The sequence below is a fragment of the Streptomyces solincola genome, assembly GCF_002982015.1.
Taxonomy (GTDB): domain Bacteria; phylum Actinomycetota; class Actinomycetes; order Streptomycetales; family Streptomycetaceae; genus Streptomyces; species Streptomyces solincola.
Genome location: NZ_PVLV01000075.1, coordinates 1 through 13,474, shown reverse-complemented (window position 1 = coordinate 13,474; position 13,474 = coordinate 1). Strand labels below are relative to the sequence as shown.

Below are 13,474 nucleotides of genomic sequence, written 5' to 3'. Positions count from 1 at the left end.
CCCACGCGTCAGATGGGTATAAGAGACAGGCCCGGCGGACGGCCCGGGCGCGGAACCCTTGGGAGGCGGGCCCGGGCCGCCCGTAGGCTGGGCCTCATGACCAGCTCTGCGCCCCGCTTCGACCGCGGCCACACCGATGACCTCATGTCCTACCTGGCCGAGTCGCCCTCGCCGTACCACGCCGTCGCGAACGCCGCGGACCGGTTGGAGAAGGCCGGTTTCCGGCGGCTGGAGGAGACCGCGGCGTTCGCGACGGCGTGGTACGGCGAGGGCGACTCGGCCAGGTAGGACATGAGGTCATCGGTGTGGCCGCGGTCGAAGCGGGGCGCAGAGCTGGTCATGAGGCCCAGCCTACGGGCGGCCCGGGCCCGCCTCCCAAGGGTTCCGCGCCCGGGCGTTCCGCCGGTCTTCACCGGCTGTTCGCGCCCCGGTGGCTCGCCGCCGCCGGGGCGTTGTCAGTGGTGCCTGCCACCATCGGACAGAACAGCGCACGACGTTCGGCCCGCAGGTGCGACCGGGGGCCCGCCACCCGGCGGCGACCACCCGGCCCACCGACCGATCGGAGGCCACCATGACCGCCCAGCCGACCAGGACTCAGCAGCCGGCCAGGACACAGCAGCCGGCCAGGACGCCCGCACCGCGCGAGCCGTCCGCCGCACGGGCGCCCGCGCCCCGGCCCGTGCGGCCGTCGCGGCGGTCGGCGGTGCGGCCGTCCGCGCCGGCGTGCCCGTCCGGCGCGGCCCCCGCCGCCTCCGGCGACCGCGACCCGGTGCTGCTCGGCGACCTCCTCGCGGCCACCGTCGCCGCCCTGGCCTCGGTCTCGCCGCCGCCGGCCGCCGCGGGCCCGGCGCCGGCCGCCGCCTGAGCCGCGGCCTCGGCAAGCGCCGGACACGACCGCGGCCCGCCCCCGGGATCTCCCGGGAACGGGCCGCGGCCGAACACCTGCCTGCCTCAGCCGCCTCGGCTGACCGCTCGGGTCAGAAGGCCGCCTCGTCCAGCTCCATCAGCGAGTTGTCGACCGACTCGGCGATCAGCCGCTCCGTCGAGACGTTCGGCAGCACGTTGGCCGCGAAGAACTTCGCCGCCGCGATCTTGCCCTGGTAGAAGGCGCGGTCCTTGGCGGACGCGGTCTCGAGCTTCTCGGCGGCGACGGCCGCGCCCCGCAGCAGCAGGTAGCCGACGACCACGTCACCGGAGGCCAGCAGCAGCCGGGAGGTGTTCAGGCCGACCTTGTAGATGTTCTTCACGTCCTCGCCGGTGGCGGTGAGGTCGGTGAGCATCCGGCCGACGATCGCCTCCAGGTCCACCGCCGCCTTGGCGAGCGCGTCCCGGGCCGGGGCCAGCTCCTCGCCGCCGGTGCCGACCGCGAGGAACTTCTTGATCTCCTCGGCCAGCGCGTTCAGCGAGGCGCCCTGGTCGCGGACGATCTTCCGGAAGAAGAAGTCCTGGCCCTGGATGGCCGTGGTGCCCTCGTAGAGGGTGTCGATCTTGGCGTCCCGGATGTACTGCTCGATCGGGTACTCCTGGAGGTACCCGGAGCCGCCGAAGGTCTGGAGCGACTGGGCGAGCTGCTCGTAGGACTTCTCGGAGCCGTATCCCTTGACGATCGGCAGCAGCAGGTCGTTGAGGCCGTTGAGCGCCTTCACGTCCTCGCCGGCGGACTCCTTCGCGGCGATCTCGTCCTGCACGGTGGCCGTGTAGAGGACGAGGGCGCGCATGCCCTCCGCGTACGCCTTCTGCGTCATCAGCGAGCGGCGCACGTCCGGGTGGTGCGTGATGGTGACCTTGGGCGCGGTCTTGTCCATGAAGTTCGCCAGGTCGGGGCCCTGCACGCGCTCCTTGGCGTACTCCAGGGCGTTGAGGTAGCCCGTGGAGAGGGTGGCGATGGCCTTCGTGCCGACCATCATCCGGGCGAACTCGATGATGCGGAACATCTGGCGGATGCCGTCGTGCTTGTCGCCGATCAGCCAGCCCTTGGCGGGGTGGCGGTCGCCGAAGGTCATCTCGCAGGTGTTCGAGGCCTTGAGGCCCATCTTGTGCTCGACGTTGGTGGCGTAGACGCCGTTGCGCTCGCCCAGCTCGCCGGTCTCCCAGTCGAAGTGGTACTTCGGCACGAGGAACAGCGACAGGCCCTTGGTGCCGGGGCCGGCGCCCTCGGGGCGGGCCAGCACGTAGTGGAGGATGTTCTCCGACATGTCGTGCTCGCCGGACGTGATGAACCGCTTCACGCCCTCGATGTGCCAGGAGCCGTCCTCCTGCTGCACGGCCTTGGTGCGGCCCGCGCCGACGTCCGAGCCGGCGTCCGGCTCGGTCAGCACCATGGTGGAACCCCACTGCCGCTCCACGGCCACGGACGCGATCTTCTTCTGCGCCTCGTTGCCCTCCTCGAAGAGGATGCCCGCGAAGGCGGGGCCGGAGGAGTACATCCAGATCGCCGGGTTGGAGCCGAGGATCAGCTCCGCGTACGCCCAGATCAGCGAGCGCGGGGCGGTGGTGCCGCCGATCTCCTCGGGCAGCCCGAGCCGCCAGTACTCGGAGTCCATGAACGCCTGGTAGGACCGGCGGAACGAGGCCGGGACCGGGGCGGTGTTCGTCTCGGGGTCGAAGACCGGCGGGTTGCGGTCGGCGTCGGCGAACGACTCGGCGAAGTCGTTCGCCGCGAGGCGCGTCAGCTCGTCCAGGACGCTCTTGGCGGTCTCGACGTCCATCTCCTCGAACGGACCGGTGCCGTACACCTTGTCGCGGCCGAGGACCTCGAAGAGGTTGAACTCGATGTCGCGCAGATTCGACTTGTAGTGCCCCATGGCGAAGGCTCCGTAAGGCTCGGGGAGGCGGTTTCGACGCCTCGTACACGCTGTCCACGTACCAGGCAGTAGCTACGATGATGCTACCCGTCGGTAATAAGAGCAACCCCTATCGGCCGATCCGTCCCGCGGCGGCGGTCGGAGCGCCCCGCTCCGACAAGGTCCACTCATCTCGGATTGGCCTTGTCCGTGGACCGATCACCCTCGCTACCGTGCCGTTCATGCGATTCCACGTGATCGACGCCTTCACCGACCGCCCCTTCGCCGGAAACCCGGCGGGCGTCTGCCTGCTGCCCGCCGGCGACTGGCCCGACGATCCCTGGATGCAGCGGGTCGCGGCCGAGCTGAACTTCTCCGAGTCCGCCTTCGCCCTCCCTGCCGCCACCCCCGACGCCGACTGGGAGATCCGCTGGTTCACCCCGCTCGTCGAGACCAACCTCTGCGGCCATGCCACTTTGGCCACCACCCACGCCCTGCGCACCGAACGCGGACTGGCCGGAGCGGTCCGCTTCCGCAGTCGGCACAGCGGCGGCCTCCTCGCCCGCGCGGACAAGGACGGCGCCATCACCCTGGACTTCCCGGCCGCCCCGGTCACCGAGACCCCCGTCCCCGCCGGCCTGGCCGACGTCCTCGGCCTCACCCCCGAGGCGACCTACCGCACCGGCGCCCTCGGCGACCTGCTCGCCGTCCTGCCCGACGAGGCCGCCGTCCGGGACGCGGCCCCCGACCTGCCCGCCATGGCCGGGCTGACCCGCCGCGAGGCCCTGCGCGGCGTCATCCTCACCGCCCCGCCCGCCCGCGCCGACCAGGGACACGACTTCGTCTCCCGCTTCTTCTCCCCCGCCGAGGGGATCGCGGAGGACCCGGTCACCGGCAGCGCCCACACCGCGCTCGCCCCCTACTGGTCCGCCCGCCTCGGCCGGGGCGCCCTCACCGGCCGCCAACTGTCCGCCCGCACCGGCCTGGTCCGCACCGCCCTGCACGCCGACCGCGTCCACCTCACCGGCCACGCCGTCACCATCCTCACCGGGGACCTCCACGTCTGACCCGGCGGCCGCGCGCAGGGTCGCACCGGACAGCACCGACGGCGGCGGCCGCGTCGAGGTCACCGGGAGGGGCGGCGGCCGAGGTCGCCAGAAAGGGCGGCGGCCGAGGTCGCCGGGAAGGGCGGCGGCCTGCGGGATCGAGCCGGTCGCGGTGGCCGAAAGCCACCGCCTGCCGCCCCGTACCGGCCGATAGGCTTGTCCGCATGTACGGGTACGAGCAGACACAGGGCGCCTACGCCCCGCCCCAGCAGGGGTACGCGCAGCAGCCGCCGCTGTATCCGGAGCCGTCGCCGCCGTCGCTCGCCGACGCGGTACGGGCGTTCACCACGGGGTCGCTGACCCCGGAGGACTTCCAGCAGATCTTCGCCACCTCCAAGGTCTACTGCCCACGCGGCGACAACCCCGGCTTCCTCGCCCTGCACAGCACCCAGCAGCCGGTGATCCCGATGTTCACCTCGCTGAAGGAGCTGCGCCGGTACGCCGGCAAGGAGTCCAAGTACTTCGTGATCACCGGCGCCGAGGTGATCGACCTGCTGCCCACCGGGTACGGCTTCGTGCTCGACATGGAGGGCGACCACCGGATCGTCTTCGACGCCAAGGCGGTCGAGGAGATGGTCGACTTCGCCATGCGGCGGATGTACGGCTGAGTCCGCGCGGCCTCCTTCGCGACCGAGCCCGGTGGGAATGCCCACCGGGCTCTTCGCGTTCCGGGTGGCAAGAAGTTCATCGTTCAACTATTCTGAGGGTACGACGTCGCCGAGGCATCCCCCCGGCGGCCCCCCAAGGAGGTCCCGTCATGCCTGCCGTCACCGTCGAGAACCCGCTGACCCTGCCGCGCGTCGCCGCCGCCTCCGACGCGCCCGCCCGTCCCGTGCTCACCGTGACCACCGCGCCGAGCGGCTTCGAGGGGGAGGGCTTCCCGGTCCGCCGGGCGTTCGCGGGCATCGCCTACCGGCACCTGGACCCGTTCATCATGATGGACCAGATGGGCGAGGTGGAGTACGCGCCCGGGGAGCCCAAGGGCACGCCCTGGCACCCGCATCGCGGCTTCGAGACCGTCACCTACCTGATCGACGGCACCTTCGTCCACCAGGACAGCAACGGCGGCGGAGGCACCATCACCAACGGCGACACCCAGTGGATGACCGCCGGGTCCGGTCTGCTGCACATCGAGGCCCCGCCGGAGTCCCTCGTCATGTCCGGCGGCCTCTTCCACGGCCTCCAGCTCTGGGTGAACCTGCCCGCCAAGGACAAGATGAAGGACCCCCGCTACCAGGACATCCGCGGCGGCCAGGTCCGGCTGCTCACCTCCGCCGACGGCGGCGCGCTGCTGCGGGTGATCGCCGGGGAGCTGGACGGGCACGAGGGGCCGGGCATCACCCACACCCCGATCACCATGGTCCACGCCACCCTGCGCCCCGGCGCGGAGATCACCCTGCCCTGGCGGGCCGACTTCAACGCCCTCGCCTACGTCCTGGCCGGGCGGGGCTCGGTCGGCGCCGAGCGCCGTCCCCTCGCCATGGGGCAGACCGCCGTCTTCGGCGAGGGCGGCGCGCTCACCGTCCGCGCCGACGACACCCAGGACGGCAACACCCCCGACCTGGAGATCGTGCTGCTCGGCGGGCAGCCGATCCGCGAGCCGATGGCTCACTACGGCCCGTTCGTCATGAACACCCAGGCCGAACTGCGCCAGGCCTTCGACGACTTCCAGTCCGGCCGCCTCGGCCGCGTCCCGGCCGTCCACGGCATGCGCGAGAACGGCCTGGGCGATAACGGCCTGGGCTGACCCGGCCGATCACGTCCGCAGGCGTCCCCGGCACGGGCGAGGTGCCGGCGCGGGCATCCGGCTCCACCATGTTTCACGTGAAACATGGTGGAGCCGGATGTTTCACGTGAAACAGCCGCCCGGCTGACGAGTGGAGGCAGTGATGGCCGTACGCCGTGTCGTGCCCAACGTGCGTTCCGAGGACGCCGAGACCGCCGAGGACAACCGGGTCTTCTACGGCCTGCTGGGCTTCGAGGAGGTGATGAACCTCGGCTGGGTGATGACGCTGGCCCCGCCCGGCGCGCCCACCGCCCAGCTCACCTTCATGACCACCGACAAGACCGCTCCCGTCTCCCCCGACCTGAGCGTCGAGGTGGACGACGTGGACACCCTCTACGCGGCGGTGCGGGCGAGTGGCGCGGAGATCGTGCATCCGCTGACCGACGAGGAGTGGGGCGTCCGCCGCTTCTTCGTCCGCGACCCCGGCGGCCGGGTGGTGAACGTGCTGAGCCACCTCTGAGGTCCGCCCCGAGTGGCGGACACGCGCTGTCCTATATGCCTGTGATCGTGGTTCCGTACCCACCCGGACACGCCCGAAGGGACGCGATCGCCATGACCGACGCCACCACCCCCGCCACCGGCACTCCACTGGACGGAGAGCGGACCGACCTGCTCGACGCGCTGGCCGCCGCCCGCGCCGCGCTCGTCAACACCGTGCGGGGGCTGACCGACGAGCAGGCCGGGCAGAGCCCCACGGTCAGCAGCCTGTGTCTGGGCGGGCTGGTCAAGCACGTCACCCGCGTCGAGGGCCGCTGGCTGACCTTCGCCACCGAGGGCGGCAAGAACATCGACTACGCCCTGCCCGCGGGCGTCACCTGGGCCGACATCACCTCCGGGACCGCCCGCGAGTACCCGCAGTGGATGATCGAGCACCAGGCGGCGTTCCGGATGGCGCCCGGCGAGACCCTTGCGGAGGTGCTGCGGCGCTACGAGGAGACCGCCGCCCGTACCGCCGGCATCGTCGCCGCCCTCCCCGACCTGTCGGCGTCCCACACGCTGCCCGAGGCGCCCTGGGAGGAGGAGCCCGGCGGGTCCTGGACCGTCCGCCGGGTGCTGATGCACGTCATCGAGGAGACCTCCCAGCACGCCGGCCACGCCGACATCCTGCGCGAGGCCCTCGACGGCAGCACCTCCACCTGAGCGGGCCGGGCGGCTAGAGGGCGGCCGCCCGATCCTCGTACAGCGCGAACCAGATCGACTTGCCCGCGCCGCGCGGGTCGACGCCCCATTCATGGGCGAGCATCTCCATCAGCACCAGTCCGCGGCCCGAGGAGGCCATCTCCCCCGGGCGGCGGCGGTGCGGCAGCTCGTCGCTGGTGTCGGCGACCTCGATGCGCAGCCGCCGCCGGCCCTGGTCGCCGACGGCCTCGGCGACCAGCAGGGCGTCGCCGTCGGTGTGCACCAGCACATTGGTGACCATCTCCGAGACCATCAGCACCGCCGAGTCGATCTGCTCGGCCTCCGCCCAGTCGTGCAGCAGCTCGCGCACATGGCGGCGGGCCGCCGCGATCCGCTCTGGCTCGGCCTGCGCCACCGTCATCACGCTGCGCCGGGTCGACGGCGCCTGCCGGGTCGGGTCTCCCGTCCGGGACAGCAGCAGCACCGCGATGTCGTCCTCCCGGCGGTCCGCGAGCCGGCCGGTGGTGTAGTGCGAGCCGGGCCCGTGCACCGCCTCGATCAGCACGTCCGCCAGCGTCTCCAGCGTCCCGGCGGCCGAGTCGTGGGCCTCCATCAGCGCCCGGATGCGGGTCCAGCCGCTCTCCAGGTCGTGGCCGCCGGTCTCCAGCAGCCCGTCCGTGCAGATCATCAGCGTCTCGCCGGGCTGGAGGGTGAGCCGAGTGGTCGGGTAGTCGGCGTCCGGGATGATACCCAGCGGCAGCCCGCCGGCGGTGGGGTGCTGAAGCACCGTGCCGTCCACCATCCGGATCGCCGGGTCCGGGTGCCCGGCGCGGGCGATGTCCAGGGTCCCGGTCGCCGGATCCACCTCCAGATACAGGCAGGTCGCGAACCGCGGGAAGCCGTCCCCGCCGCTGCCACCGCTCCCGCCGGCCCCGTCGGCGATCCCGCCCTCGGTGATCCCGTGCAGGAAGCGGGAGGCGCGGGAGAGCACCGCGTCCGGGCTGTGGCCCTCCGAGGCGTACGCGCGCAGCGCGATCCGCAACTGGCCCATCAGCCCGGCGGCTCGCACGTCGTGGCCCTGCACATCGCCGATGACCAGCGCCACCCGGCCGCCGGGGAGCTGGATCATGTCGTACCAGTCGCCGCCGACCTGGAGCCCGCCGCCGGTCGGCACGTACCGGGCGGCCACCTCCATGCCGGGGATGGCGGGACCGAGCACCGGCATCATGGCCCGCTGGAGGCCCAGCGACAGCTCCCGCTCGGACTCGGCCACCCCGGCCCGGGCCAGCGCCTGCGCCAGCATCCGGGCCACCGTCGTCAGCACCGACCGCTCGTCCGGCGAGAAGCCCACCCGGTAGGCGAACGCCGCCATCCAGGCGCCCATGGTCCGCCCCGCCACGGTCAGCGGCAGAAACGCCCAGGACTCCCGGCCGAACGGCTCCGCCAGCGGCCAGGTCGCCGGGAAGCGCGCCTTGTACTCCTCGGGCGTCGGCAGGTAGATCGCCCGACCGGTGCGGATGACCTCGGCCGCCGGATAGTCGATGTCCAGCGGCATCTCGGTGAACGGGCCGTCGTCCCCGACGCTGTGCCCGTGGTGGCCGATCACCGTCATCCGGTCGCCCTGCACCCCGAAGACCGCGAGCCCGTCCGGGGAGAAGCCGGGCATCGACAGCGAGGCCGCCACCCGCAGCACCTCGGACGTGGAGCGCGCCTCCGCCAGCGCCCTCCCCGCGTCCAGCAGGAACGCCTCGCGCGAACGCCGCCAGTCGCCGGTGATCGGGGTGCGCGCGGCGGAGCCCGGCTGGGCGTCGGCGACCTCCTGCAACATCCCGACCAGCTCGAAGTCGCCGCCCTTGACGTACGGCTTGGAGCGGCTGCGCACGGTCCGCAGCACCCGTCCGCTGCTGTCCACGATCCGCAGCCGGGCCTCGGCGAGGGTGTCCTCGGCGACCGCGAGCTGCACCACCCCGTCGATCTCGTTCCAGTCCACCGGGTGGAAACGGGAGCGCACCGCCGCCTCGCTGAGGGTGACCTCCTCGGCGGGCAGCCCCAGCAGCCGGGCCGCCTCGGCGTCCAGGGTGACGATCCCGGACGCGTTGTCCCACCGCCACAGGCCGGTCACGGTGGCGGCCAGGACGTCCTCGGTGCGCATTGCCCCACTTTAAGAAGCGGGCCCGCCCCGTCGCCACCGGCCTCCGCCTTCGGAAGTCCTCGGCGGCTCCGGAAAGCGATCTTGCGACGACCGGTAACCTTGACGGGCCACGCGAGTATGTCAACGCGCGAGTACGTCCAAGCGCGAGAGTACGTCCGAGCGCGAACCTGTCATGTGAACCCCGAAGACTGGATGAACGACGATGCATCGGTACAGGTCCCACACCTGCGGCGAGCTCCGCGCCTCTGACGTCGGCACCGACGTCCGGCTGAGCGGCTGGCTGCACAATCGGCGCGACCTGGGCGGCATCCTCTTCATCGATCTGCGCGACCACTACGGCATCACGCAGCTCGTCGCCCGCCCCGGCACCGCCGCGGCCGAGGTGCTGGACAAGCTGACCAAGGAGACGGTCGTCCGGGTGGACGGCAAGGTCGTCTCGCGCGGCGCGGACAACGTCAACCCCGAGCTGCCCACCGGCGAGATCGAGATCGAGGCCGGCGAGGTCGAGGTGCTCGGCGCCGCCCAGCAGATCCCGTTCACCATCAACGCCGACGACGGCGTCAACGAGGAGCGGCGCCTGGAGTACCGCTTCCTCGACCTGCGCCGCGAGCGCATGCACCGCAACATCATGCTGCGCTCGGCCGTCATCGCCGCCATCCGCTCCAAGATGGTGGCCCTCGGCTTCAACGAGATGGCGACCCCGATCCTCACCGCCACCTCCCCCGAGGGCGCGCGCGACTTCGTCGTCCCCTCCCGCCTCAACCCGGGCAAGTTCTACGCCCTGCCCCAGGCGCCGCAGCAGTTCAAGCAGCTCCTGATGGTCTCCGGCTTCGACCGCTACTTCCAGATCGCGCCCTGCTTCCGCGACGAGGACGCCCGTGCCGACCGCTCGCCGGGCGAGTTCTACCAGCTCGACGTCGAGATGAGCTTCGTCGAGCAGGAAGACGTCTTCCAGCCGATCGAGAAGCTGATGACGGAGCTGTTCGAGGAGTTCGGCGGCGGGCGGCACGTCACCTCCCCCTTTCCCCGCATCCCGTTCCGCGAGGCGATGGACAAGTACGGCTCCGACAAGCCGGACCTGCGCGCCCGGCTCGAACTGGTCGACATCACCGACGTCTTCGAGGGCTCGGAGTTCAAGGCGTTCGCCGGCAAGCACGTGCGCGCTCTGCCGGTGCCGGACACCGCCGGCCAGCCCCGCAAGTTCTTCGACGGCCTCGGCGACTACGCCGTCGAGCAGGGCGCCAAGGGCCTGGCCTGGGTGCGCGTCGGCGAGGACGGCGGCCTCACCGGCCCGATCGCCAAGTTCCTCACCGAGGACGACGTCAAGGTCCTCACCGAGCGCCTTGGCCTGGCCGCCGGCCACGCCGTCTTCTTCGGCGCGGGCGAGTACGACGAGGTCTCCAAGATCATGGGCGCGGTCCGCGTCGAGGCCGCCAAGCGCGCCGGCCACTTCGAGGACGGCGTCTTCCGCTTCTGCTGGATCGTCGACTTCCCGATGTACGAGAAGGACGAGGAGACCGGGAAGATCGACTTCTCGCACAACCCCTTCTCGATGCCCCAGGGCGGCGCCGACGCCCTGGAGAACCAGGACCCGCTCTCCATCCTCGCCTGGCAGTACGACATCGTCTGCAACGGCGTCGAGCTGTCCTCGGGCGCGATCCGGAACCACGAGCCCGAGATCATGATCAAGGCGTTCGAGATCGCCGGCTACGACCGCGACACCGTCGAGCACGAGTTCGCCGGCATGCTCCGCGCCTTCCGCTTCGGCGCCCCCCCGCACGGCGGCATCGCCCCCGGCGTGGACCGCATCGTGATGCTCCTGGCCGACGAGCCCAACATCCGCGAGACCATCGCCTTCCCCCTCAACGGCAACGCCCAGGACCTCATGATGGGCGCCCCCACGGAGCTGGACGAGTCGCGCCTGCGCGAGCTCAACATCCAGCTCCGCAAGCCGGTCGCCGACAAGTAGCCCGGCCCGACCGCCGCCCCGAGGCCCCCTCCCCCGGACACCGCCGGGTGCGGGGGCCTCGGCCGTGGGCCCGACCGCTCAGGCGGCGCCGCCCGCCTCGCACAGGGCGCAGCGGTCGCGGCCGTCCCAGCGCTGCCAGCCGAAGGCGTCCGGCGTCAGCGAGCGGCCCTCCAGCTCCCCGCGGACCGCGACGCGATAGGCCCAGACCGCGCCGATGTAGGGGTGGTGGGCGTCATGGAAGGCGGGGGACGCCGCGCCCGCGCCCGCCCCGACGGCGCGCTGGAGGTCCCGCAGGCGCTCGAACAGGGACTGCCCGGCGCGCGCCACCGCCGTGCTCGCCTCGATGAACAGCCGCTCCCGCGCCTCGTACACCCCCGCCTCGGTCAGCGCCGCCCGCGTCTGGGCCTGCCGGTCGCCGTCCGGGCCCGGCCGGCCGTCCTGGGCGATCCGCCGGAGCCGCGAGTGGCACGCCTCAGCGGCGGTGATGAACTCGATGTAGACGGCCCGCCGCCGCTCGCCGTCCCCCCGGTCGTCCTCCCGGCGACCGCGCAGCCGGTCGGCGAGCACGGTGCCCACGACCGCCAGCGACCCACCGCTGACCGTCGCCACCAGCGTCCCCCAGTCCATGCCCGCCCCTCCCCAGGGTGATCACGAGCGTCCGGCCCGGACTCTACGCCCGCTCCCGGCCGCACGACAGCGGTACGACGGCGTACGGCAGCGGCACGACGGCGTACGACGGTGTACGGAAACGGCACGACAGCGGCAGCGGCACGACGGCGGCACGACAGCCGTAGGGCCCCGCTTCCTCCCGGAAGCGGGGCCCTAGGGCTGGGAGCGCGGACGGTCAGTCCTTCTTGGGCTCTTCCAGGCGAGGGAAGAGGATCGCGCCCTTGGTGACGGTGACGCCGGACGGCAGGAGCCCCCAGGCGCCGGCGGACTCGATGGTCTGGTCGGCCAGCGGGCCCAGCGCGGGCTCCGCGCCCAGCGAGTCCCACAGCTTGCCGGAAGTGCCCGGCATCACCGCGTTGAGCAGCACCGCGACCGCGCGCAGCGACTCGGCGGCCGTGTAGAGGATGGCCGCCAGCTTCGCCCGGCCCTCGGCCGAGTCGTCCCTGGCCACCTTCCACGGCTCCTGCTCCGTGATGTAGCCGTTGACCTGCTTCACGAAGTCGAAGATCGCCAGGATGCCGCCCTGGAAGTCCAGCTCCTCGCCGATCTTCCGGTCCGCCTCGGCGACCGCGGTGGCCAGACCGGCCTGGACCGCCTGCTCGGCCTCGCCCGGAGCCTCGGCCGCCGGCAGCAGCCCCTCGAAGTACTTGCCGACCATCGCGGCCACCCGGGAGGCCAGGTTGCCGTAGTCGTTGGCCAGCTCGGAGGTGTAGCGGGCGGTGAAGTCCTCCCAGGAGAACGACCCGTCCTGGCCGAAGGCGATCGCCCGCAGGAAGTACCAGCGGTAGGCGTCCACGCCGAAGTGCGAGGTCAGGTCCTGCGGCTTGATGCCGGTCAGGTTGGACTTCGACATCTTCTCGCCGCCGACCATCAGCCAGCCGTTCGCCGCGACCCGGCCGGGCACCGGCAGCCCCTGCGCCATCAGCATCGCCGGCCAGATGATCGCGTGGAAGCGCAGGATGTCCTTGCCGACCAGGTGCACGTCCGCCGGGAAGGTCGTCTCGAACTTCTCCTGGTTCGCGCCGTAGCCCACGGCCGTGGCGTAGTTGAGGAGCGCGTCCACCCAGACGTAGATGACGTGCTTCTCGTCCCACGGCACCGGGACGCCCCAGTCGAAGGTCGAGCGGGAGATCGACAGGTCCTGAAGGCCCTGCCGGACGAAGTTGACCACCTCGTTGCGAGCCGACTCGGGCTGGATGAAGCCGGGGTTGGCCTCGTAGAACTCCAGCAGCTTCGGGCCGTACTCGCTCAGCTTGAAGAAGTAGTTCTCCTCCTTGAGGATCTCCACCGGCCGCTTGTGGATCGGGCACAGCTTGGTCCCGTCCTCGGCCTCGATGAGGTCCCCGGGGAGCTTGTACTCTTCGCAACCCACGCAGTACGGGCCCTCGTACCCGCCCTTGTAGATCTCGCCCTTGTCGTACAGGTCCTGCACGAACTCCTGCACCCGGTCGGTGTGCCGCTTCTCGGTCGTCCGGATGAAGTCGTCGTTCGCGATCTCCAGGTGCTCCCAGAGGGGCTTCCACGCCTCCTCGACGAGCTTGTCGCACCACTCCTGCGGGCTGACCCCGTTGGCCTCGGCGGTGCGCATGATCTTCTGACCGTGCTCGTCCGTGCCGGTGAGGTACCACACCTTCTCACCGCGCTGGCGGTGCCAGCGGGTGAGCACGTCGCCTGCGACGGTCGTATAGGCGTGGCCCAGGTGAGGAGCGTCGTTGACGTAGTAGATGGGGGTCGTGACGTAGAACGCCTTCGCCCCCGGCTTCTCGGTTCCAGTGGCCGCCATGCCGGAAATCCTAGCCGTCGGCGCCGAGCCCTCTCACATCCGTTTCAGGGAGCGGAAGGGCAGAGCCGGGGGCGAAGGCGTTCTACGTCACGACCCCCATCTACTAC

General features: G+C 71.7%; 11 protein-coding genes and 1 pseudogene. 8 read left to right on the top strand and 4 right to left on the bottom strand.

Annotated features, from left to right (window positions below):
* Nucleotides 1–96: 96 nt before the first annotated feature.
* Together C6N75_RS05740 and C6N75_RS30085 are read left to right on the top strand one after the other, a co-directional pair.
* Nucleotides 97–249, top strand: a pseudogene (locus C6N75_RS05740) (M18 family aminopeptidase); the annotation flags it as partial.
* Between the two features lie 322 nt (nucleotides 250–571).
* Nucleotides 572–865 (top strand): hypothetical protein, encoded by a 294-nt coding sequence (locus C6N75_RS30085; RefSeq protein WP_146132492.1) that lies wholly within the window; start codon nucleotides 572–574, stop codon nucleotides 863–865.
* Between the two features lie 112 nt (nucleotides 866–977).
* On the opposite strand, the gene C6N75_RS05730 is transcribed toward C6N75_RS30085, so the two are convergent.
* Nucleotides 978–2,804 (bottom strand): acyl-CoA dehydrogenase, encoded by a 1,827-nt coding sequence (locus tag C6N75_RS05730; protein WP_105867746.1) that lies wholly within the window; start codon nucleotides 2,802–2,804, stop codon nucleotides 978–980.
* Nucleotides 2,805–3,025: 221 nt separating this feature from the next.
* Here C6N75_RS05730 and C6N75_RS05725 point away from each other — a divergent pair, with 221 nt between their 5' ends.
* The 5 genes from C6N75_RS05725 to C6N75_RS05705 all read left to right on the top strand — a co-directional run bounded on the left by C6N75_RS05725 (nucleotide 3,026) and on the right by C6N75_RS05705 (nucleotide 6,815).
* On the top strand, nucleotides 3,026–3,850 hold the full coding sequence (locus tag C6N75_RS05725; RefSeq protein WP_105867748.1) for a PhzF family phenazine biosynthesis protein: 825 nt from the start codon (nucleotides 3,026–3,028) through the stop codon (nucleotides 3,848–3,850).
* 203 nt (nucleotides 3,851–4,053) lie between these two features.
* Nucleotides 4,054–4,497 carry an SseB family protein gene (locus C6N75_RS05720; RefSeq protein WP_105867745.1) on the top strand — a complete coding sequence of 148 codons (444 nt, stop codon included), beginning with the start codon at nucleotides 4,054–4,056 and terminating at the stop codon, nucleotides 4,495–4,497.
* Nucleotides 4,498–4,646: 149 nt separating this feature from the next.
* The gene (locus tag C6N75_RS05715) at nucleotides 4,647–5,636 is read left to right on the top strand and encodes a pirin family protein (protein ID WP_105867744.1); all 990 of its coding nucleotides are present in this window, start codon (nucleotides 4,647–4,649) and stop codon (nucleotides 5,634–5,636) included.
* Nucleotides 5,637–5,778: 142 nt separating this feature from the next.
* Entirely contained in the window at nucleotides 5,779–6,135 is a 357-nt protein-coding gene (locus C6N75_RS05710; protein ID WP_105867743.1) for a VOC family protein, read from the top strand.
* A 92-nt stretch (nucleotides 6,136–6,227) separates the two neighbouring features.
* On the top strand, nucleotides 6,228–6,815 hold the full coding sequence (locus C6N75_RS05705; protein ID WP_105867742.1) for a DinB family protein: 588 nt from the start codon (nucleotides 6,228–6,230) through the stop codon (nucleotides 6,813–6,815).
* Between the two features lie 13 nt (nucleotides 6,816–6,828).
* Here C6N75_RS05705 and C6N75_RS05700 read toward each other — a convergent pair whose 3' ends face one another.
* Nucleotides 6,829–8,946, bottom strand: coding sequence for a SpoIIE family protein phosphatase (locus C6N75_RS05700; RefSeq protein WP_105867741.1), 2,118 nt, complete (start codon nucleotides 8,944–8,946; stop codon nucleotides 6,829–6,831).
* A 202-nt stretch (nucleotides 8,947–9,148) separates the two neighbouring features.
* Here C6N75_RS05700 and aspS point away from each other — a divergent pair, with 202 nt between their 5' ends.
* Nucleotides 9,149–10,915 carry an aspartate--tRNA ligase gene (gene aspS, locus C6N75_RS05695; RefSeq protein WP_105867740.1) on the top strand — a complete coding sequence of 589 codons (1,767 nt, stop codon included), beginning with the start codon at nucleotides 9,149–9,151 and terminating at the stop codon, nucleotides 10,913–10,915.
* A 78-nt stretch (nucleotides 10,916–10,993) separates the two neighbouring features.
* Here aspS and C6N75_RS05690 read toward each other — a convergent pair whose 3' ends face one another.
* The gene (locus C6N75_RS05690; RefSeq protein WP_105867739.1) at nucleotides 10,994–11,542 is read right to left on the bottom strand and encodes a CchlQ; all 549 of its coding nucleotides are present in this window, start codon (nucleotides 11,540–11,542) and stop codon (nucleotides 10,994–10,996) included.
* 217 nt (nucleotides 11,543–11,759) lie between these two features.
* Nucleotides 11,760–13,367 (bottom strand): methionine--tRNA ligase, encoded by a 1,608-nt coding sequence (gene metG / locus C6N75_RS05685; protein WP_105867738.1) that lies wholly within the window; start codon nucleotides 13,365–13,367, stop codon nucleotides 11,760–11,762.
* Between the last annotated feature and the right edge of the window lie 107 nt (nucleotides 13,368–13,474).